The organism is Streptomyces sp. NPDC017225 (genome assembly GCF_044331465.1).
GTDB lineage: Bacteria > Actinomycetota > Actinomycetes > Streptomycetales > Streptomycetaceae > Streptomyces.
Map to the genome: position 1 here is coordinate 379,527 of NZ_JBIRNE010000002.1, position 19,084 is coordinate 398,610.

Sequence of the window (19,084 nt, forward strand, 5' to 3'; positions counted from 1 at the left end):
ACCCCGCGACATGGGCACCAATAGATGTTTCGGCACGCCGATATAGAGTTCATCGATATGGGCACCTTCGATCTCAACCTGGCCCGCGTCTTCGTCCTCCTGTACGAGACCGGGAGCGTCACCGCCACGGCCGAGACGCTCCACGTCACGCAGCCCACCGTCAGCTACAGCCTGGGCAAGCTCCGGCGGCACTTCGACGACGAGCTGTTCCGCCGCAACGGTCGCGGACTGACGCCCACGGCCGGCGCCCGGCGGCTGTACGAGCCGCTGCAGCGCGCCCTGGCGGAGATCGACGGGACGGTCCGGCAGGGTGACGCCTTCGACCCCGGGACCATGTCGGGCCGCTTCACGATCGCCCTCTCCGACCTCGGCGAGGCGACCCTCCTGCCGAGGCTCCTCGCCGCGGCCCGCGAGCGCGCGCCGGGAGTGTCGTTCACCGTCCGCCCGTTCGACGTGGAGGACGCCGAGAGCCAGCTGCGCCGCGGCGACCTCGACGCGTTCGTGGCCACCCCGGTGATCACCTCGCACCTGACCGTACGGATTCCGCTCTTCCGGGAGCGCTACGTCCTCATGGTCGCCGCGGACCATCCGCGCGTGCGGGGCGACGCGGTCACGCTGCCGGACCTCGCGGCCGAGCACCACGCGACGGTCTTCGGGCCGAGCGGGCACGTCGCGCCCCGGGCGGTGCTGGCCGCGCACGGGCTCCTGGAACGGGTGGCCGTGGACGCCACCCGCTTCTCGATGCTGCCCTACCTGCTGGAACAGACCGACCTGATCGCCATCGTCCCCGAGTACGTCGGGGAGGTCTTCACCGCCTCCCACCGGGTGCGCCTGGTCCGGCTGCCCTTCGAGACCGAACCGATCGAGATCGCCCTGTACGCGCGGCACGAGTCCTCGCGCAGCCCGGCGCAGCGGTGGCTGGTGCAGTTCATGGCCCAGGTGCTGGGCGAGCAGGTGAGCCCGGCCCAGCTGCCGCCGACCGCGGCGCCCCGATGACGAAGGCGTCGCCGGGCGGGCGTCACCCGTCGCGGCCCACGGCCGCCGAGCAGGGCGGTCCCGCCCGCGTGACGACGACACCTTCCCCGCCCTCACTCGTCCTGCGCGGACGGCACGCCACGACACGCGTGAACGCCGACGGCGACCGCCTGACCGCCGCGGGCCGCTCAACTCGCCGCGCGTGTTTACCGTTCTCGTGAAAGGCAAGGCGGTGTCCATGAGCGATCCGAACAAGGACACGAGCCAGAAGCCCACCACCACACGGACCGCCGATTCCAAGGCGCGTGACGCCGCGGACAAGGCGACCGCCCCCGCCTCGCGGGCCGGACAGGCCGCCGCGGGCAAGGCCGGTGACGCGGCGTCAGCGGCCAAGGCCGGCGCCCAGCGTTCGGCCCAGGCCGCGAACGGCGCCGTGCAGACGGCGGCGAAGGGCGTCGAAGCCGGCCGCCAGGCGGTCGTCACCACCTCGGGACACGTCGCGGCCACGGCCAGGACGGCGTGGACGGCCATCGCCCACCGCAAGCTCGTCGCGGCGGGCGTGGGCGCCGGCGTCACCGCCCTGAGCGCCGCGTCGTACGCGGTGGGCCGCCGCGCGGGACGCCACACACACGGCCCCCTCACCCGCCTCACCGGCGGCCGGATCTGACGCCTTCCGGACGGACAACTCCGCGGATCGGCGGCCGGATCGATGCCGAGGGGCGAGCGCTCCACGGCCATGACGGTGACCGCCGTATTCCGTCGGGCGGTCCGCGCGTCGTACCGATCGCCGGCCGGCCCCGCCGCGCCGTACCCCGGCGCGCGGGCCGGACCGGCAGTCGCGACCACCCGCCCAGGTCGTGCCGTCGGCCTCGGTCTCGGCCCGGACGTCGGGTCCCGCTCCCCGGACAGGGGAAGATGGGACCGCGAGCGAAGTCCCGACCGATGCGGAGGAGTGGGCGCATGCAGCATGACCGAGCCGGAAAGCCGGCCGGCCCCGAGGACCTGATCGACGTCGCCCGGCTGGTGACGGCGTACTACGCCCTGCACCCGGACCCGGCCGAGCCCGGGCAGCGCGTGGCCTTCGGCACGTCCGGGCACCGCGGATCGTCCCTGGCGGCGGCGTTCAACGACGACCACATCGCCGCCACCAGCCAGGCCATCTGCGAGTACCGCACCGCACAGGGCACCGACGGCCCGCTCTTCCTGGGCGCCGACACGCACGCCCTGTCCGAGCCCGCGAGGATCACCGCGCTGGAGGTGTTCGCCGCCAACGACGTGACCGTACTCATCGACATCACGGACGGCTACACCCCCACCCCGGCGGTCTCGCACGCCATCCTCACCCACAACCGAGGCCGTCCCTCGGGCCTGGCCGACGGAGTGGTCGTCACCCCCTCGCACAACCCGCCCGCCGACGGCGGCTTCAAGTACAACCCGCCGAACGGCGGTCCCGCGGGCTCGGACGCGACCTCCTGGATCCAGGACCGGGCCAACGAGATCATCACGGCCGGCCTGAAGGACGTACGGCGTATCCCCTACGTCCAGGCGCTCACCGCGCCCGGCACCGGCCGCTACGACTTCCTGGGTGCCTACGTCTCGGACCTGCCGAGCGTCCTGGACCTCGACGCGATCCGGACGGCGGGCGTGCGGATCGGCGCCGACCCGCTGGGCGGCGCCTCCGTCGCGTACTGGGGCCGGATCGCCGAACAGCACCGCCTCGACCTGACCGTCGTCAACCCGCTCACCGACCCCACCTGGCGGTTCATGACGCTGGACTGGGACGGGAAGATCCGTATGGACTGCTCGTCGCCGCACGCGATGGCCTCGCTCATCGAGCGGCGCGACCGCTTCACCATCGCCACCGGCAACGACGCCGACGCCGACCGGCACGGAATCGTCACCCCCGACGCCGGACTGATGAACCCCAACCACTACCTCGCCACCGCGATCTCCTACCTCTACGCCCACCGCACCCACTGGCCCTCGGACGCCGGCGTCGGCAAGACGCTGGTGTCCTCCGGCATGATCGACCGGGTCGCCGCCGACCTCGGCCGACGGCTGGTCGAAGTACCCGTGGGCTTCAAGTGGTTCGTGGACGGACTGGTCGGCGGCACGCTCGGCTTCGGCGGCGAGGAGTCCGCCGGGGCGTCGTTCCTGCGCCGGGACGGCTCGGTGTGGACCACGGACAAGGACGGCATCATCCTGGCGCTGCTCGCCTCCGAGATCACCGCCGTCACCGGCAGGACGCCCTCCGAGCAGTACGCGGCCCTCACCGCACGCTTCGGCGAACCCGCCTACGCCCGCATCGACGCCCCGGCGACCCGCGAGGAGAAGGCCCGCCTGGCCAAGCTGTCCCCGGCCCAGGTCACCGCCGACACCCTCGCCGGAGAGCCGGTCACCGGCGTGCTCACCGAGGCGCCGGGCAACGGCGCGCCCATCGGCGGCATCAAGGTGACCACCGAGAACGCCTGGTTCGCGGCCCGCCCCTCCGGCACCGAGGACGTCTACAAGATCTACGGCGAGTCGTTCCTCGGGACGGACCACCTCCGGCAGGTGCAGGACGAGGCCAAGCTCGTCGTCCTCGGCGCCCTGGGCGGCTGACGCCGCACCGGCACCCCCGCACCCGGCCCCCGGGCCGGTCAGTGACGACCGGTCCCGGGGAGTGCCACGGTCAGCCCGCGAATCTCGTAGCCGCCGATCGCCTTCTGGAAGGCGACGCGCGGCTGCCCGTTCATCCGGACACCGTCGAGGGCGAACAGCCGGCTGAGGAAGACATCGGTCTCCAGGAGGGCGATGTGCGCGCCCGGACAGCGGTGCGGCCCGTCGCCGAAGGCGAGCCCCGCACCGACCTCCGGGGCCCGGCCGGGACGGATCAGCAGGGGCTCGTCGCCCACGGCCTTCGGGTCCGTGTTGGCCTCGTCCAGGTGGAGCTCGACGTACTCGCCGGGGCCGACGGTCACCGGCCCGCCGGGACAGGGGAGTTCGACGGCCTCCGTGGTGCGCCGGCGCAACCGCCCGATCACCGGTTCCAGCCGCAGCAGCTCCTGGAGGACGGCCAGGCGCCCGCTCTCGTCCGCCGAGCGGTAGTGGTCGAGCAGACCGGCGTCCGAGAACAGCTGCCAGGCGGCCAGGCAGATGAACTCGCGCGTGGTGACCATGCCGGCCGCGGCGAACGTCAGGCACTCACCGAGGATCTCCGCGTCCGAGCAGCCCTCCGCGATCAGGTGCGAGATCAGGTCGTCGTGCTCGTGACGACGGTGCGCGCGGATGGCGGGGCGGACGTCGGCCAGGTGGATGCGGAGCCAGTTGGTGTTCTGCCGCACCAACCAGTAGACGCCCCGCACGCCGGTCAGGCCGGGCTCGCCGAACTCCTCGGGGAAGAAGCGCTCCAGCCTGCGGCGGATGCCGGGCCTGCTGTACCGCAGTCCCACAACCTCGCTCACCACGCCGATGGCCAGTTCGAAGGCCAGGTCGGAGAGCTGCGCCTCGCCCCTCGCGCGCAGGGCCGCGACCTGCTCGTCCGCGACGCGGACCATCAGGTCGCGGTAGTGCTCGTCCACCCGGCGGGGAGTGAAGAAGCGCGCGGTCTGCCGGCGATGCTCCCGGTGCTCGGGGCCGTCCCGGTAGAGCACGGGCCGGCGGACTCGGGGCGGGAGCTTCTCCACCGTCTCGATGCCGAGGCCGGCCTGCACGGTGCCGGGGCCGCGCAGCAGCGCTCGCGCGGCAGCGTAGTCGCGCACCTGCCACGTCCCGTCCGCCGCGCGGCCGACCGGGCACGCCGCCCCGGTCCGCCTCCGGACGGCCTTGCGCGCGGAGTCCTGTCCGTCGTGCGCCACGCGGGCACCCCCAAGTCCGTCCGCCGCGCGGCCCCGGTCACCGCCCGGCCCGCCGGCGTGGTCACAGGATCACGCACGCGCCGACTGCTGACCACCCCCGCGGTGCGCCCAGTCGGGGAGGAGCGACGTCACGACCGGGTGCCACCGTCCCGCGGGTGGGAGCGCAGGGCCCACGGCGGTGTCCGGACCTCCGTGTCGAGGCGGCCGGACGGCCGGGAGGCGAGGTGGGCGCGCAGCGCGGTCAGCGCGGGGTGCGGATTGCCGGCGTGCCAGAGCAGCGAGTGCGGATGGACGGGCGTCGGGACGCGCCGCAGATCGTGGACGGCGGGCCGGACGAGCGGGGGCCGCTCGCTGGGGGAAGGTCGCCACCGTCGAGGACTCGGCGGGCCGCCGCGAACGCGTGGGCGGGCCCGGTGAACAGCTGGAGCGGCTCGTCGAGGAAGGGCATGGCCTCGATGCCGTCGGGGAGTCCCCGCCCCGGCACGGTGACGCAGCGGAAGGACGCGTCGATCCCCCCGGACCGGACGGCGCTCGCAGAGGATGACGACATCGAGGCCGACGTCCGGGCGCGCGCGGTGGAAGCCGCGGAGCAGACCGGCCACGGCGGTCCGTCTGCCGATCACGCCGACCCGCGGAGGGCGGCGGCCGGGCCGTACGGAGGCGGCGGCCCGCTCCTCGGCGTCGAGCCGCGCACGCGCGTGCGGCAGGAACGCCTGTCCGACGACGGTGAGCCGGGCCCGCGCGCGGTACGAGTGAACAACGGCACCCCGAGCTCCTTCTCCAGCGCGGCGACACGCTGGGAGACGGCCTGCTGGGAGACCGCCGGCTCGGCGGCCGCGGCCTGGAACTGTCCGGCCTCCGCGACCATGACGAAGGTGCGTACGGCCAGGAGATCCAAGCGGCCAATCTACGGGCACGACCCTTCGCCGTGCCGGGTGCGGTGCCTGGACGAAGCGCAAAGCAGGTGCCTCAGCCCGGGCCGGCGTGTGATGATCCGCCGGTGGACCGTCAACAGATCTCCCGAATCGCCCATGCCGATCACCCGATCGCCGTCCCCCTGGACGACGACTCGGTACGCCGGCTCCTGGAACGCGGTGTCCCACGCGGCGACGCGCGCGTCCTCGACCTGGGCTGCGGCGGTGGCGAGTGGCTGCTGCGCGCCCTCGCCGAGCACCCGGGGCTGACGGCCGAGGGCGTGGACACCTCCGAGACCGCGCTCGCCCACGCCCGGGAGGCGGCGGCCCGGCTCGGCGTGCGCGACCGCCTCGTCCTCCACCGCGAGGACGCCACGCGGTTCACCGCCCCGCACCGCTTCGACCTGGTCCTGTGCGTCGGCTCCACCCACGCCTTCGGCGGCCTGCCCGCCACCCTGGCCGCCGCCCGCGGACACCTGGCGCCCGGCGGACGCGTCCTGGTCGGTGACGGCTACTGGGAGAGCGAACCGTCCGCCGAGGCCGTCGAGATGCTCGGCGACCTCACCGACCTGCCGACCACGCTGGACCGGGTCGCAGCGGACGGCTGGACCCCGGTCGGCGGACACGTCAGCACCCGACGGGAGCTCGACGCATACGAGTGGTCCTGGACGGGGTCGCTGGCCTCGTGGGCCCTGGACTACCCCACCGACCCGGACAGTGCCCAGGCACTGGAGGCGGCCACCACCCACCGCGAGCAATGGCTGCGGGTCTACCGGGAGTCGATGGGCTTTCTCTGCCTCGTCCTGCGTCCGACGAGCGACTGAGCGGCGAGACCGCGCAGTCGTCGTGATCGGACGGGCCGTTCTCTGATGTTTCCCGGATTTTGGGGGTAGACGGGCTGGCGTAACGGTCAAGGCTCAGGAAGAGGGCGGATCGGATGGACAGGGCTGCCCACGATGGGGACCGGCTGAGAAGCAGCGAGCTGGTCAGGGTTTCGGCGGAGTACGAGGGCATGCCCGGCGACATCGCCCGGGGCCGGGAGCTGGCCCGCGGGTTCCTGGCACGGGTGCGGGCCGCGCAGGGCCTCCCGGTGTCCGACCGCGCGATGGACCTGGTGCAGTTGGTGGTCAGTGAACTGCTGACGAACGCCTGCAAATACGCGCCCGGGCCCTCATTGGTCGATCTGGAACTGGCGGAGGACCGGGTGGAGGTCACGGTGTGGGACAGCGACCCGGTACTGCCGGTCGCCGAGACGGCGGACCCGGGCCGGATCGGCCGGCACGGGCTGGAGATAGTGATGGCCGTCTGCCAGAGCTTCGAGGTGCACCGGGAGCCGGTCGGCAAGCGCATGAGGGCCGCGGTGCGGCTCGCCGACGACATGAACGGCACGGCCGTCGGCCGCCCGTCCTGATCCGGGCGCGGTGCCGGCTCCCTCGCCCGGCGGCGGCCCACGCCGCTCACGGGCTCACCGCAGCGCCTCCCGCGCGTCGATCACCTCGGCCGCCTTCGGCGGCTGGATGTCCAGCGACTTGTCGAAGTCGGCGAAGGACGTGGTCGTGTCGTACTCGGCACTCCTGTAGACCGCCTTGAGCAGATACGGCGTGCCCTGCGTGGCGACGTAGAAGGTGTACGTCCCGCCCTCGTCCGCCTTGTCCGTCACGGTCAGCTCGACCGCCTCCCGGTCGCCGACGCGGGTGCTCTTGCCCTTCGTCGCCGTGCCGAAGGACTCGAAGGGACGCGTGCAGGAGGAGAGCCCGTCACCGGGCTGCGCCGCGTCGGCGGGCGTCTTGATCCACAGCCGCTGCTCGCTGGTGACGCTACCGGGCTTCCACTTCTCGAGATAGGCGCGGTCGGGACGGACGTAGTCGGTCTCGCCCAGCCGGATCTGGTCGAGGGTGCCGCCCTGGGAGAACGTGGTCTTCGCGGTGCACCGGCTGTCGAGGTCGGTCAGGAGCCGGACGGTGACCGTACCGCCCTTCGCCGCGGTGCTGGTGGAGTCGACCCGCACGGACTTCAGCGCCCGCATCGCGGCGTTGGCGTCCTCGAGCATGTCGTCGGCGGACTCGCTCCCGCCGGAGTCGCCGCCGCACCCCGCCACGAGGGCCCCCGCCAGCAGACAGGTCAGCACGGTCGCCGCCGTGGTCGTGTTCTTCGTCCGCACGCAACCCTCCCGGTACAAGATCAGCACCGGGAGCCTACCCGACCTCCCTCCTTCGGCCCTCAGGAGCGGTTCATCCCCGCCCCTGGGGGAACCTGGCGGGATGGACGGCGTCGGAAGGCTGTGAGGGTCGTGACATCACGCTGGGCGGGCCACCGGGACGGCGGCGGGCCAGGAGCCGACGGAGCGGGCACTGCCCCGGGGCCCGACTTCGCCCGCGCCGTCCTGGACGCTCTCGGCGCCGGCGTCCTCACCCTCGACACGTCCGGCCGGATCACCTCGGTGAACCCCTGGGCCGAGCAGCTGCTGGGGCGGTCGGCGCGGGACATGATGGGACACGACGCGCACGACCTCCTGCACCGGCACGCCGACGGCAGCCCCGTGCCGCGCGAACGCTGCTCGCTGCGCGACCCCCTGTACGGGACGCCCGCCCAGGAGGGAAGCGAGGAGTACTTCCAGCGGGCCGACGGCACCACGGTACCGATCATCTGGGCGGCCACCCCGCTGGCCGGGGAAGCCCGGCCGCAGGGGCTGGTCCTCGTCTTCCACGACTTCAGCCTGCACCGCAGCGCCGCCGAGGAGACCGAGGCGCGCACCGCCGCCCTGGAAGCCCTCACCGCCCAGCTGCACCTGGTGGCCGAGATCTCCACGGTGCCGGTCCCCACCGAGCGCACCTCCGCCACGATTCGCCGCCTCCTGCGCCTGCTGGTGCCGGAACTCGGCCAGTGGGCCGCGGTCGACGTCTACCCGGGACACTCGGACGTCCTGGAGCGGGTCGCCGTCCGCAGCAGCACACGCCCGCACCGCACGGGACGGCTGAGAGGGCGGGTGACCTCGCTGCCCGACCCGGCCCGCGCCGCGCTGACCCGGCTGGTCAACGGTGACCGCCCCGCCCCGCTGAGCGCGGAGGACCTGTCGCACGACCCCCACCACCCTCTCGCCGCCACCCATCGCGTGCTGTTCGAACGGCTCGGCGGACACTCGGCCGTCATCGTGCCGCTCCGCACCCGGCAACGGACGTACGGGATGCTGACCGTGGCACGCGCGCAGGAGCGCCCCGCGCACACCGAGGACGAGGTCGCCCTGCTGGCCGACATCGGCCGCCGTGTCGGACTGGTCCTGGAGAACGCCCGCCTCTACCACGAGCAGCAGAACGTCGCCGAGACCATGCAGCGCCAGCTGCTGACGCCCCTCCCGCAGGTCGACCACCTCCGTATGGCGGCGCGGTACTGGCCCGCCGAGAGCGCCATGGAGGTCGGCGGCGACTGGTACGACGCCTTCCTGCTCGCCGACGGTGTCATGGCCCTGGTCATCGGGGACGTGGTCGGACACGATCTGCAGGCCGCCGCCCACATGGCCGAGGTCCGCAACATGCTGCGCGCCCTGGCCTGGGACCACCAGGAGCCGCCCAGCGTGATCATGCGACGTCTCGACGAGGCCGTGACCAACACCAGTGACGCCCCCATGGCCACGCTCGTCTTCGCCCGCGTCGAAGGCCCCGAAGGCGGCCCCTGGCAGTTCCACTGGGTCAACGCCGGCCATCCGCCGCCCCTGCTGATCACACCGGACGGCGGGACCCGCTTCCTGGGGGCCGGCCACGGACCGCTCATCGGCATGGGCGCCACCCTGCGCCTCGGCCTGGACTGGCCCGACGCGCACGAGGAGCTCCCGCCGGAGAGCGTCCTCCTGCTCTACACCGACGGCCTGGTGGAGAGCCGCGACCGCCCGATCGACCTCGGCATGGCCAAGCTCCGCCACCACGCCGGCGTCCTGGCCCGCCGGCTGGAGGGGCGGAGCATCGACGCGTTCTGCGACGAGCTGCTCGCCCGCATCACACCGCGCGGCGACGACGTCGCGCTGCTCGCCCTGCGCCTGCCCGGCGCCGGCGCCGGCGCACCGGGGGACACCGCGCCGCCTCCACCGCCCCAGTCCGCGCACAGCGAGGCGGCCCCCGACCGGGCCGCTCCGGGCTCACGCCGTCAGGAGCCCGAGGTGGAGGACACGACACACGTCGACCCGGACGCGTAGGGACGGAGTGGGGCGGCGACGCCGCGTTCACATGCGCCGCTCCGCTCGCCGTACCCGTCCGGTCGTCTGCCGCGTGCGGAAGCGGCGTAAGTACGTTCGACTGCTGGGGGAGATGCCGAGGCGTCCCCATCACCCGCCGGCCCACGCCGCACGGCCGGGCCCCGACCGACGGAGGGCGCATGCCCATCTGCACCACTCGCGACGGCGTCGACATCTTCTACAAGGACTGGGGCGCGGGCCGTCCGGTCGTCTTCATCCACGGCTGGCCGCTGAACGGCGACGCCTGGCAGGACCAGCTCAAGGCGGTGGCCGACGCCGGGTACCGCGGCATCGCCCACGACCGCCGCGGACACGGCCGCTCCACTCCGGTCTACGACGGCTACGACTTCGACACCTTCGCCGACGACCTGAACGACCTGATCACCGGCCTCGACCTGCGCGACGTCACCCTCGTCGCGCACTCCATGGGCGGCGGTGAACTCGCCCGCTACATCGGCCGGCACGGCACCGGGCGGGTCCGTTCCGCGGTCCTGCTCTCCGCCATCACGCCGCTGATGCTGGGGGGGCCGGACAACCCCGAGGGCGTCCCCCAGTCGGTGTTCGACGGCATCAAGGCCGGGATCATCGAGGAGCGCTCGCAGTTCTGGCAGGACACCGCGGTCGACTTCTTCTCCGCCGACCGCGAGGGGAACAAGGTCACACGGGGAAACAAGGACGCCTTCTGGTACATGGCGATGGCGCAGACCATCCAGGGCGGCGTCGACTGCGTGGACGCGTTCGGCACCACGGACTTCCACGAGGACCTGAAGAGGTTCGACATCCCGACCCTCGTCGTCCACGGCGACGACGACCGGATCGTCCCCATCGACGCCACGGGCCGCAAGACCGCTCGGCTGGTGCCGGGCGCGGAGCTGAAGGTCTACGAGCGGGCCTCCCACGGCATTGCCGTGGTGCCCGGCGACAAGGAGCGGTTCAACGCGGACCTCCTGACGTTCCTGAAGAAGTAGCCCCGCCCGATGCGGAGAAGCGGCCCCGGCCCCGAGCCCGGGACCGCGGCGGCCGAGGCAGGCGGGCCCCGACCGTGGCCTTCCGAGGTGACCGGGCGCCTGCCGATCTCGGCCGGCGGACCCCGGGAGGCGGACAACGCGGGCCGCGGTCCGGGCGGACGTTCACCCGGCTGATCGTCTTGAGTGGTGCGAACCGAAGAGCTGGCTGACGGTGATTCACGTCGGGACCGGGTCCCCTCAGCTGACGAAGCACCAGCTGCCCGGTCGTGACGGAAGGAACTCAGATGCGTTCTGCTCGCATGCTCCTGACCACGGCGGCGGCCTCGGCCGTCCTCGTCCTCGGCGCTCCCGGCGCCTACGCGGCGGCCGGGGGCGACTGGGAACACGACGACTCTTCCTACGGCAAGGAGCACGACAACGGCGGCAAGCACGAGGAGCCGCGCGGCGGCATGCACACGGGCGGCGGTGCGCTGACCGCGGTGAACGAGGGCGACTGGGAGAAGCAGGACTCGGAGACGTCCAAGCAGGGCTCGGGCACCTACAAGCAGGACGAGGGCGAGAAGTCCTGGGGCGGCGGCGAGCACGAGAAGCCGCGCGGCGGTATGCACACCGGGGGCGGCGGGCTGGACGCGCCGACCACGACCGCGGGCGGACTGGCCGTCCTGGGCGTCGCCGCGACCGGTCTGTACGCCGTCCGGCGCAGGAAGTCGGCTCACGGGATGGCGTGAGTCATGCCGGGCGCGATAGCCGTCGGGCCGCCACCCAGGCACCGCGTGGCGGCCCGGCTCGCTCGCCCCCGTCCTGTCCGCCGCCCGTGCCCCAGTGAGGTGGTCCTCGATGTCAGTCCCCCCTTCCTCTCCCGCCGACGACGAGCAGGCGCCGACCGGGTCCCGCTCGGGCATGACGGTGCTGTGTGCCGTGGCCCTCCTGGTCCTGGCGGTGAGCCTGGTCGGCGGCAACGACACGTCGGCCGACTCCTCCCGCCCACCGCTCGCCCCTCAGCCCGGTGTGTCGGCCCCCTCCGCGGCCGGCGGCCAGGCGGACACGGAGGCGGACACCGAGGCGGACGCGGATACGGACACGGACGCGGATACGGACCTGCCGCGCTCGAAGCCGGTGCGTCTGCTCATCCCGGAGATCTCCGTCGACGCCCCCTTCACCGACCTCGCCATCGGCGCGAACGGGCAGCTGGAGCCGCCGCCGCCCGACGACACCAACCTCGTCGGCTGGTACGCCAAGGGCGCCTCCCCCGGCGAGAGGGGCACCTCGATCATCGCCGGGCACGTGGACACGAAGACGTCCGCGGCCGTCTTCGCGTACCTCGGCCAACTGGACGAGGGAGACGTCTTCCACGTCCGCAGAGCCGACGGACGCCGGGCGACCTTCGAGGTCGACGGCCTGGAGACGTTCGACAAGGACGACTTCCCCAGCGAGCGCGTGTACGGCGACGCGGACCGGCCCGAGGTACGGCTCATCACCTGCGCGGGCGACTACGACCGCAAGGCCAAGGACTACACGGAGAACCTGGTGGTCTTCGCGCACCTCGTCTGAGTTCCGCGGCGCGGTGCCGGCGGTGCCGGTCACCCGCGCAGTGCACACGAGTCGCGCGCCACCGGGGCCGGGCACACGATCTAGGAACGCCGGCGTCGCATCACCGCGGCCGACGTTCAGTTCCGCACCCGCGAAGGAGATGTGCGCAGGATGACCACCACGTCCCCCCCTGTTTCGGAACCGCCGACGCGACAGGCGTCGCACCATGTCTCCCAGTCCGTGTTCGACGGCTCCAGGCTCCGGGTCGTCCTGCTGGTCGAGGTCTACGACGGCGCCCAGCAGCAGTTCCTCGAGACGTACGAGCAACTGCGCAGCCACGTCGAGTCCGTCCCCGGCCACCTGGGCGAGCAGTTGTGCCAGTCCATCGAGAACCCCTCCCAGTGGCTCATCACCAGCGAGTGGGAGAGCGCTCCGCCCTTCCTGACCTGGGTGAGCAGCGAGGAGCACGTGCGGATGGTGAAGCCGCTGCACAACTGCGTGCGGCACACCAGGTCGCTCCGCTTCCACGTCGTCCGGGAGACGAGCCACCCGGCGGCGGGTGCCGGGGCCGCCCGGGGCGGGCTCCAGACGTCGCCCCGCCTCGGTGACGGCGTGATCCGGCACGCGCTCACCTTCACGGTGAAACCGGGCAGCGAGGAGGCGGTCGCCGCAATCCTCGCGGACTACGCCTCGCCCGAGCCGCGGGTCGACGACACCACACGGCTGTGCCGTACGTCCCTGTTCCTGCACGGCAACCGGGTGGTGCGGGCCATCGAGGTGCGCGGTGACCTGCTCGCGGCCCTGCGGCACGTGGCCGAGCAGCCCGAGGTGCGGGCCGTCGAGGAGGCCATCAACCCGTATCTGGAGCAGGACCGGAACCTCGGCGACCCGGAGTCCGCCCGGATCTTCTACACACGGGCGGCACTGCCCGCCGTCCACCACGTGACCTCGGGGCACCAGGACCCGGCGGCGCGGCGGCACGCGTTGTCGTATCCGGCCAGGCCGGGCTGCGGCATGCGGCTGGCCCGGCTGCTCGCCGAGCGCGACGAGGCGGCGGCACAGGACCCGCGCGGTCCCGTTCTGTGCAGCACGGTCTTCCAGCGTGACGACATCGTGGTGCGGCTGGTCGACGTACGAGGCGGGCTCGACGCCGCGGGCCCGGCGGTGTCCCTCGGCCTCTCGGACCCCGGCCAGGTGGCCGAGCTGACTACGCTCCTGGAGGGCCCGGCGGGTACGGACGGATCAGCGCCGGCGGGCGGCGACCTCGCCCGCGCTCTCGAGGGCGCCCGGATGGGGCTGGTCACCGACCGCCGGGCGCCCGACGCCTGAACCGCCCCTCCACGGCGCGCACACGTCGGCCGCCGGACCGCCGCGGGGGCGGTCCGGCGGCCGACGTGCCGCGGCTTCGGGTCGGCTCACTCGGGCACGGTGCAGTCGAACGCGTGCAGGTAGGGGTTGACCGGGCGGATGTCGTCGATGACGAGGCCCGCGTCGGTCAGCCGGCCGACCATGCTGTCGGTGGTGTGCTTGGCGCCGCCGACGTTGAGGAGCAGCAGCAGGTCCATGGCGGTGCTGAACCGCATCGAGGGCGTGTCGTCGACGAGGTTCTCGATGACCACGACCCGGGCCCCGGGCCCACCCGCCGCCATGACGCCCCGCAGCGCACGGGCGGTGCTGTCGTCGTCCCATTCGAGGATGTTCTTGATGATGTACACATCTGCCTGGACGGGGACGGCCACCCGGCAGTCGCCCGGCACGATCCGCACCCGGTCCGCGAGCGATCCGCCCTCGCGCAGCCGCGGGTCGGCATTCTCCACCACCCGTGGCAGGTCGAGCAGGGTGCCGTGCATCGTGGGGTACTTCTCCAGCAGGCTCGCCACCACGTGCCCCTGGCCGCCGCCGATGTCCGCCACCGACGCGCTCCCCGACAGGTCCAGGAGCGCCGCGACGTCCTGGGCCGACTGCCGGCTGGAGGTCGTCATGGCGCGGTTGAAGACCTCGGCCGACTCCGGAGCGTCCTCGTTGAGGTAGGCGAAGAACTCCTTGCCGTACAGACTCTCGACGACATTGCCGCCGGTACGCACCGCCTCGTCCAGCTGGGGCCACGCGTCCCAGGTCCACGGCTCGGTGCACCACAGCGTGATGTAGCGCAGGCTGTGCGGGTCATCCTCCCGCAGCAGCAGGGACATGTCGGTGTGCGTGAAGGTCCCGTCCTTGTGCTCGGCGAAGACGCCGTAGCAGGTCAGGGCACGCAACAGCCGGCGCAGCGGCCTGGGCTCGGTCTTCACCGCGGCCGCGAGGTCCTCCACGGCCATGGGCGTGTCGCCGAGCGCGTCGGCGACGCCGAGCCGGGCGGCCGCGCGGAGGGCGGCGGCACATGCCGCCCCGAACACTAGCTCCCTCAGCCGCATGGGCGGTGGCGGGGCAGTCTGTGCGGTCGTCATGTGCCGCTTCCTTCCTTCTTCTTCGGTCCTCGGGTGACTACGGCCGACCGGTCAGCACAGTCCCGCGGGCTTGGAGGCGCCGCAGGTGTTGCCGGTGAAGGTGTTGCTCTTGGCGGTGTCCCCGGTTTCGGCGTTGACCAGGTCGGCGGGGGAGTTGTCGCGCAGCCTGTTCCCGTTGACCTCGTTCTTCGAGTTGGGGGCGCCCACCATGCTCGCGGCCAGGACGATGCCGCCCGACATCGACGACTTGCCGGAGTTGCCCTCGACCGTGTTGTCGGTGACCAGGACCTTCTCGGTGCCGGTCAGGACGATGCCGGAACCCTGGAGCGCCTCCAGCCGGTCGGTCTTCGGGCAGGACTTGTTGTTGCGCACGACGTGGTTGTCGCGCACGACCAGGTCGCCGGCCATGGGCTTGTTCTCGTCGCCGACGACGAACACGCCCGCGCAGTTGCCGCCGATGTAGTTGTCCGCGACGGCGAGGTTGCGCAGACGGCGGACGGTGATGCCGATCCGGTTGCCCTCGACCCGGTTGTGGGCGACGACCGTGCCCTCGGTGTCCGCGGCGCCTTCCTCGGCCTTGATGGTGTTGGCGAGGAAGATGCCGGCGTCGCCGTTGTCGCGGGCGATGTTGTCCACGAAGAAGCCGTGGACCGACCGCTCCTGGGCGATGCCCCAGACGCCGTTCTTCACCGCCGTCACGTTCCGCACGGTGAGCCCGTCGGTCGCCATGGAGAACAGGCCGGTGCGCTTGAAGCCGGTCACCGTCAGGTCGGCGACGGTGATGCCCTTGACGTTCTTGTCCTTCGTCCCGATCACGCAGATGCCGTTGCCGCCCTCGGCACAGGTGTTGTCGGTGGCCTTCTCCGCGCTCGGCTTGATGACCGTGCCGCGGCCCACGCCCCGCAGGGTGAGCCCGGGCGTGCTCACCTTGACGCTCTCGTGGTAGGTGCCGGAGGTGACGAGGACGGTGTCGCCCGACCCGGCGGCGTCCACCGCCTTCTGGATTGATTCGCCGGGGTGGACCACGTGGGTCGTGTGGCCGGCGGATGCCGGGGCCGCGCCGAGCCCCGTTCCGATCATCGCTGCGGTGCACACCAGGTACACGACATGGCATTTCTTCATATTCCGCACGTTATGCCCGAAAGATTCACGCGCGGGACGGATGAGCCATCCGACGGCGTGTCATGAACGGACGGTGAGCCGGTGGTTCCCGGGCAGACGGCATAAGAGATCAACATGTCGGCCGCAGGGAGGAATGACCATCGTGACCGTGCCTGAACACCGCACCCGCCCGAGACGCCACGGGCGCCGCTTCGACCTCCGCGCGACCGCCATGTTCTTCGGCCTCGCCGCTGTCGGACTGATCATCGTGGGGTGGGTCGGCCGGATGGCCGTCGACGTCGCGCAGCGGCGTCCCGTCTGGGCCGTCGTCCTGGTCCTCGCGGCAGTGGTGGCGGGTGTCGTCTGCTGGCGCGGGCGCTCCGGGTTCTCCCCGTCCAGGCTGGCGCGCCGAACCACCGGCGCCCTGGAGGAGGCCACGGCGACAGCCCTGGACGCGCTGGAGGAGCAGCGGACGATGGTGCCCGCGGGCGAGGCGGCGCCCGTTGCCGAGGCGCCCGGCGTCGAGGAGGCCACCACGGTGGCGGCCGCCGGCCACGAGGCGCTCAGCCCCGACGAGTTCGAGCAGGCGATAGCCGGTCTCTGCGTACGGGACGGCTGCGCCGAGGTGGAGGTGGTGGGCGGAGCGGGCGACCTCGGCGCGGACGTGGTGGCGGTGGCCCCCGACGGCCGGCGCGTCGTCATCCAGTGCAAGCGCTACGGCGACGACAACAAGGTCGGCTCCCAGGATCTGCAGCGCTTCGGCGGTACCTGTTTCACCGTTCACGAGGCCGACGTCGCGGTCCTCGTCACCAGCAGCGACTTCACCGCACCGGCCGTCGAGTACGCCGAGCGGTGCGGAATAGTCTGCGTGAACGAGGCGCGGCTGCGCGACTGGAGCGAGGGTCTGGGACCGGCGCCCTGGGCGCCGGGTTTCCCCGTGGAGGACGGGACTCGATCCTCGGGCCGGGCCCTCCAGTGATCTCCCGGAGCACTCCGCGCCCCGCCGAACGCCGGGGCGAAGCGATTCTTCCGCTGTCCGGTGGCAACCTGGGCGGCATGGGCAAGACCGCGCTGATCGTCATCGACATGATCAACACCTACGATCACGAGGACGCCGAGCTGCTGATTCCCGCCGTGGAATCCGTGCTGCCGGCGCTGACCGGCCTGCTGGGGCGGGCCCGGCGCCAGGGCGTTCCCGTGATCTACGTCAACGACAACTTCGGTGAGTGGCGCTCGCACCACGGCGAGATCCTCGACAAGGCGCTCTCCGGACCGCACGGCCGCCTCGTCGAGCCACTGCGGCCGGACGAGTCATCCCTCTTCGTGGTCAAGGCACGCCACTCGATCTTCTTCGAGACCCCGTTGACGAACCTGCTCTTCGAGCAGGGGATCGACCGGCTCGTGCTGTGCGGGCAGGTGACCGAGCAGTGTGTGCTCTACTCGGCGCTCGACGCCCACATCCGCCACCTGCGGGTCGTCGTCCCGCGCGACGCGGTCGCCCACATCCACGCCGACCTGGCGGATGCCGCGTTGCGCATGATGCGGCGGAACATGGGCGCCAGGGTGTGCGACAGCGGCGAGTTGTGGGCGTGAGGCGATCCACCGAGGGGCGGCCCGCGGGCGTGAGCATCCGCTTCGAGCCGGCCGCGTGGCCGCCCTCGCCGGCCGACCCCGTCGTGAGAACGGTTCGCCTGCTCCGACCGGCGTACGGAACGCGCGGCCTGCGCGGCGCACCGTCGTCACGTGGTGTAACAGTCTCTGTATGATCTGTAGACGAAATGCTCGTCCGAGCGGCACGCGCAGTTCGCGGGGCCGAAGGACCCGGACCGCCGTGGTGGTCCTGTTCGCCGCGACCGCACTGGGTGCGACCTCCGAAGCGGCGGCGTCACCGTCAATCCCCCCGCGCACCGACTGGGACGCCATCGCCGCGTGCGAATCCGGCGGCGACTGGGACGCGAACACCGGAAACGGCTACTACGGAGGCCTGCAGTTCGCGCGGTCGAGCTGGATCGCGGCGGGCGGCCTCGAGTACGCGCCGCGCGCGGACCTGGCCTCCCGCGGGGAGCAGATCGCCGTGGCCAAGCGGCTGGCCCGTATCCAGGGAATGTCGGCCTGGGGGTGCGCCTGATGTTCCCACGCGGTGCGGCCGGGCAGACGTAGTCATGTGAGCCGCCCGGCCGCGGCAGGGGAAGGAGGGATCGGCAGCCATGACACTTCTCCCCGGCCCCGGCCTTCCCTCCCCGCGCGCACGGCTCGGCGACATGATCTTCTCCAGGGTGGCGGGGCCGCGAGGGCCGGAGAACCGTGCCCGCATCCACGACGCACCGGGTCCGCGCTGGTTCGGCCCGGAGCGACCGGTCAGGCGGGTGCACGGGGACGCCTCGATGTTCATCGGAGGGCTGTCCGCCCTGCTGCTCCAGTCGCTTCACCCCCTGGCCATGGCCGCCGTCGCCGCGCACTCCGGATTCCGCGGCGACCCCTGGGGCCGGCTGCAGCGGACCAGCACCTTCCTGGCCGTCACCACCTACGGACCGGCCGACAGCGCACGGGAGGCGTGCGAGCGGGTACGGGCCGTGCACGACACCGTGCGCGGCACCACCTCGGAGGGCCAGACCTACGCCGCCGCCGATCCGCACCTGCTGTGCTGGGTGCACATCGCCGAGGTCGACAGCTTCCTGCGCGCCCACCAGCGCTACGGCGCCCGGCCCCTGGACGACGACGGGTGCGACGCCTACGTGGCCGACATGGCGCGCATCGCCACCGCGCTCGGTGTCCCGGACCCGCCCGTGGACCGCGCCGGGCTCGCGGAGCGACTGGCCGCCTACCGCGGCGAACTGCGCGCGAGTGGCGAGGCCCGGAGCACCGCGCGGTTCCTGCTGCTGAGACCGCCCGTGCCGCTGCTCGCACGTCTTCCGTACGGAGTCGTCGCCGCCAACGCGGTCTCACTGCTGCCGGGCTGGGCCTCGCGCGCCCTGTGGCTGCCCCGCGTCCCTCCGGCGGAGAGCGTGTGCGTACGCCCGCTCGGCGTGGCCGTGACGGCGGGCATCCGCTGGGCGCTGGCTCCGCCGCGCGACGCGGCGTAGTCCCGGGT

Annotated in this window: 18 protein-coding genes and 1 pseudogene; 14 read left to right on the top strand and 5 right to left on the bottom strand. The window is 72.7% G+C overall.

The features are described 5' to 3' along the window. Nucleotides 1–57: 57 nt before the first annotated feature. From ACH4NX_RS05430 to pgm, 3 genes are all read left to right on the top strand, one after another. Entirely contained in the window at nucleotides 58–996 is a 939-nt protein-coding gene (locus ACH4NX_RS05430; RefSeq protein WP_398126921.1) for a LysR substrate-binding domain-containing protein, read from the top strand. 217 nt (nucleotides 997–1,213) lie between these two features. Beyond that, on the top strand, nucleotides 1,214–1,642 hold the full coding sequence (locus tag ACH4NX_RS05435; RefSeq protein ID WP_351391296.1) for a hypothetical protein: 429 nt from the start codon (nucleotides 1,214–1,216) through the stop codon (nucleotides 1,640–1,642). Between the two features lie 293 nt (nucleotides 1,643–1,935). Beyond that, on the top strand, nucleotides 1,936–3,576 hold the full coding sequence (pgm, locus tag ACH4NX_RS05440; protein ID WP_351391293.1) for a phosphoglucomutase (alpha-D-glucose-1,6-bisphosphate-dependent): 1,641 nt from the start codon (nucleotides 1,936–1,938) through the stop codon (nucleotides 3,574–3,576). A gap of 38 nt (nucleotides 3,577–3,614) precedes the next feature. Here the strand turns inward: pgm and ACH4NX_RS05445 are convergent, their stop codons facing one another. Both ACH4NX_RS05445 and ACH4NX_RS05450 read right to left on the bottom strand, forming a co-directional pair. After that, the gene (locus ACH4NX_RS05445) at nucleotides 3,615–4,811 is read right to left on the bottom strand and encodes a cytochrome P450 (RefSeq protein WP_398126920.1); all 1,197 of its coding nucleotides are present in this window, start codon (nucleotides 4,809–4,811) and stop codon (nucleotides 3,615–3,617) included. A 128-nt stretch (nucleotides 4,812–4,939) separates the two neighbouring features. Further along, nucleotides 4,940–5,709 (bottom strand): annotated as a pseudogene (locus tag ACH4NX_RS05450) (LysR family transcriptional regulator). Nucleotides 5,710–5,811: 102 nt separating this feature from the next. On the opposite strand from ACH4NX_RS05450, the gene ACH4NX_RS05455 reads away from it, so the two are divergent. Continuing rightward, nucleotides 5,812–6,549 (top strand): SAM-dependent methyltransferase, encoded by a 738-nt coding sequence (locus tag ACH4NX_RS05455; protein WP_398126919.1) that lies wholly within the window; start codon nucleotides 5,812–5,814, stop codon nucleotides 6,547–6,549. A 113-nt stretch (nucleotides 6,550–6,662) separates the two neighbouring features. Further along, nucleotides 6,663–7,136 carry an ATP-binding protein gene (locus tag ACH4NX_RS05460; protein WP_351391285.1) on the top strand — a complete coding sequence of 158 codons (474 nt, stop codon included), beginning with the start codon at nucleotides 6,663–6,665 and terminating at the stop codon, nucleotides 7,134–7,136. A 54-nt stretch (nucleotides 7,137–7,190) separates the two neighbouring features. On the opposite strand, the gene ACH4NX_RS05465 is transcribed toward ACH4NX_RS05460, so the two are convergent. After that, nucleotides 7,191–7,886: a hypothetical protein gene (locus tag ACH4NX_RS05465; protein ID WP_351391282.1), complete on the bottom strand. Its 696-nt coding sequence runs from the start codon at nucleotides 7,884–7,886 to the stop codon at nucleotides 7,191–7,193. Nucleotides 7,887–8,015: 129 nt separating this feature from the next. On the opposite strand from ACH4NX_RS05465, the gene ACH4NX_RS05470 reads away from it, so the two are divergent. The 5 genes from ACH4NX_RS05470 (at nucleotide 8,016) to ACH4NX_RS05490 (ending at nucleotide 13,777) form a co-directional block, all read left to right on the top strand. Continuing rightward, a complete protein-coding gene (locus ACH4NX_RS05470; protein ID WP_398126918.1) occupies nucleotides 8,016–9,911 on the top strand; it encodes a SpoIIE family protein phosphatase in 1,896 nt (631 codons plus the stop codon). Between the two features lie 179 nt (nucleotides 9,912–10,090). Beyond that, the gene (locus ACH4NX_RS05475) at nucleotides 10,091–10,918 is read left to right on the top strand and encodes an alpha/beta hydrolase (RefSeq protein WP_351391276.1); all 828 of its coding nucleotides are present in this window, start codon (nucleotides 10,091–10,093) and stop codon (nucleotides 10,916–10,918) included. Between the two features lie 284 nt (nucleotides 10,919–11,202). Further along, complete coding sequence (locus ACH4NX_RS05480) at nucleotides 11,203–11,646, top strand: hypothetical protein (protein WP_398126917.1); 444 nt, start codon at nucleotides 11,203–11,205, stop codon at nucleotides 11,644–11,646. A 109-nt stretch (nucleotides 11,647–11,755) separates the two neighbouring features. Then, entirely contained in the window at nucleotides 11,756–12,469 is a 714-nt protein-coding gene (locus ACH4NX_RS05485) for a class F sortase (protein ID WP_398126916.1), read from the top strand. Nucleotides 12,470–12,619: 150 nt separating this feature from the next. Next, nucleotides 12,620–13,777, top strand: coding sequence for a SchA/CurD-like domain-containing protein (locus ACH4NX_RS05490; RefSeq protein WP_351391270.1), 1,158 nt, complete (start codon nucleotides 12,620–12,622; stop codon nucleotides 13,775–13,777). Nucleotides 13,778–13,863: 86 nt separating this feature from the next. On the opposite strand, the gene ACH4NX_RS05495 is transcribed toward ACH4NX_RS05490, so the two are convergent. Beyond that, nucleotides 13,864–14,892, bottom strand: coding sequence for a methyltransferase (locus ACH4NX_RS05495; RefSeq protein WP_351391267.1), 1,029 nt, complete (start codon nucleotides 14,890–14,892; stop codon nucleotides 13,864–13,866). A gap of 51 nt (nucleotides 14,893–14,943) precedes the next feature. After that, nucleotides 14,944–16,014, bottom strand: coding sequence for a nitrous oxide reductase family maturation protein NosD (locus ACH4NX_RS05500; protein ID WP_398126915.1), 1,071 nt, complete (start codon nucleotides 16,012–16,014; stop codon nucleotides 14,944–14,946). Nucleotides 16,015–16,156: 142 nt separating this feature from the next. Here ACH4NX_RS05500 and ACH4NX_RS05505 point away from each other — a divergent pair, with 142 nt between their 5' ends. The 4 genes from ACH4NX_RS05505 (at nucleotide 16,157) to ACH4NX_RS05520 (ending at nucleotide 19,076) form a co-directional block, all read left to right on the top strand. Further along, nucleotides 16,157–16,972 carry a restriction endonuclease gene (locus tag ACH4NX_RS05505; protein ID WP_398126914.1) on the top strand — a complete coding sequence of 272 codons (816 nt, stop codon included), beginning with the start codon at nucleotides 16,157–16,159 and terminating at the stop codon, nucleotides 16,970–16,972. A 77-nt stretch (nucleotides 16,973–17,049) separates the two neighbouring features. Continuing rightward, nucleotides 17,050–17,586 (top strand): isochorismatase family cysteine hydrolase, encoded by a 537-nt coding sequence (locus ACH4NX_RS05510; RefSeq protein ID WP_351391259.1) that lies wholly within the window; start codon nucleotides 17,050–17,052, stop codon nucleotides 17,584–17,586. A gap of 169 nt (nucleotides 17,587–17,755) precedes the next feature. After that, nucleotides 17,756–18,121, top strand: a complete 366-nt coding sequence (locus ACH4NX_RS05515) for a transglycosylase family protein (protein ID WP_398126913.1) — start codon at nucleotides 17,756–17,758, stop codon at nucleotides 18,119–18,121. A gap of 79 nt (nucleotides 18,122–18,200) precedes the next feature. Continuing rightward, complete coding sequence (locus ACH4NX_RS05520; protein ID WP_351391253.1) at nucleotides 18,201–19,076, top strand: oxygenase MpaB family protein; 876 nt, start codon at nucleotides 18,201–18,203, stop codon at nucleotides 19,074–19,076. Nucleotides 19,077–19,084: the final 8 nt, after the last annotated feature.

What these genes read in the sequence shown, in the direction of transcription:
- ACH4NX_RS05435 (WP_351391296.1), top strand. Translation starts at nt 1,214, where the DNA reads ATGAGCGATCCGAACAAGGACACGAGCCAGAAGCCCACCACCACACGG.
- ACH4NX_RS05475 (WP_351391276.1), top strand. Translation starts at nt 10,091, where the DNA reads ATGCCCATCTGCACCACTCGCGACGGCGTCGACATCTTCTACAAGGAC.
- ACH4NX_RS05510 (WP_351391259.1), top strand. Translation starts at nt 17,050, where the DNA reads ATGGGCAAGACCGCGCTGATCGTCATCGACATGATCAACACCTACGAT.
- ACH4NX_RS05495 (WP_351391267.1), bottom strand. Translation starts at nt 14,892, where the DNA reads ATGACGACCGCACAGACTGCCCCGCCACCGCCCATGCGGCTGAGGGAG.
- ACH4NX_RS05485 (WP_398126916.1), top strand. Translation starts at nt 11,756, where the DNA reads ATGTCAGTCCCCCCTTCCTCTCCCGCCGACGACGAGCAGGCGCCGACC.
- ACH4NX_RS05480 (WP_398126917.1), top strand. Translation starts at nt 11,203, where the DNA reads ATGCGTTCTGCTCGCATGCTCCTGACCACGGCGGCGGCCTCGGCCGTC.
- pgm (WP_351391293.1), top strand. Translation starts at nt 1,936, where the DNA reads ATGCAGCATGACCGAGCCGGAAAGCCGGCCGGCCCCGAGGACCTGATC.
- ACH4NX_RS05460 (WP_351391285.1), top strand. Translation starts at nt 6,663, where the DNA reads ATGGACAGGGCTGCCCACGATGGGGACCGGCTGAGAAGCAGCGAGCTG.
- ACH4NX_RS05520 (WP_351391253.1), top strand. Translation starts at nt 18,201, where the DNA reads ATGACACTTCTCCCCGGCCCCGGCCTTCCCTCCCCGCGCGCACGGCTC.
- ACH4NX_RS05515 (WP_398126913.1), top strand. Translation starts at nt 17,756, where the DNA reads ATGATCTGTAGACGAAATGCTCGTCCGAGCGGCACGCGCAGTTCGCGG.
- ACH4NX_RS05500 (WP_398126915.1), bottom strand. Translation starts at nt 16,014, where the DNA reads ATGAAGAAATGCCATGTCGTGTACCTGGTGTGCACCGCAGCGATGATC.
- ACH4NX_RS05490 (WP_351391270.1), top strand. Translation starts at nt 12,620, where the DNA reads ATGACCACCACGTCCCCCCCTGTTTCGGAACCGCCGACGCGACAGGCG.
- ACH4NX_RS05430 (WP_398126921.1), top strand. Translation starts at nt 58, where the DNA reads ATGGGCACCTTCGATCTCAACCTGGCCCGCGTCTTCGTCCTCCTGTAC.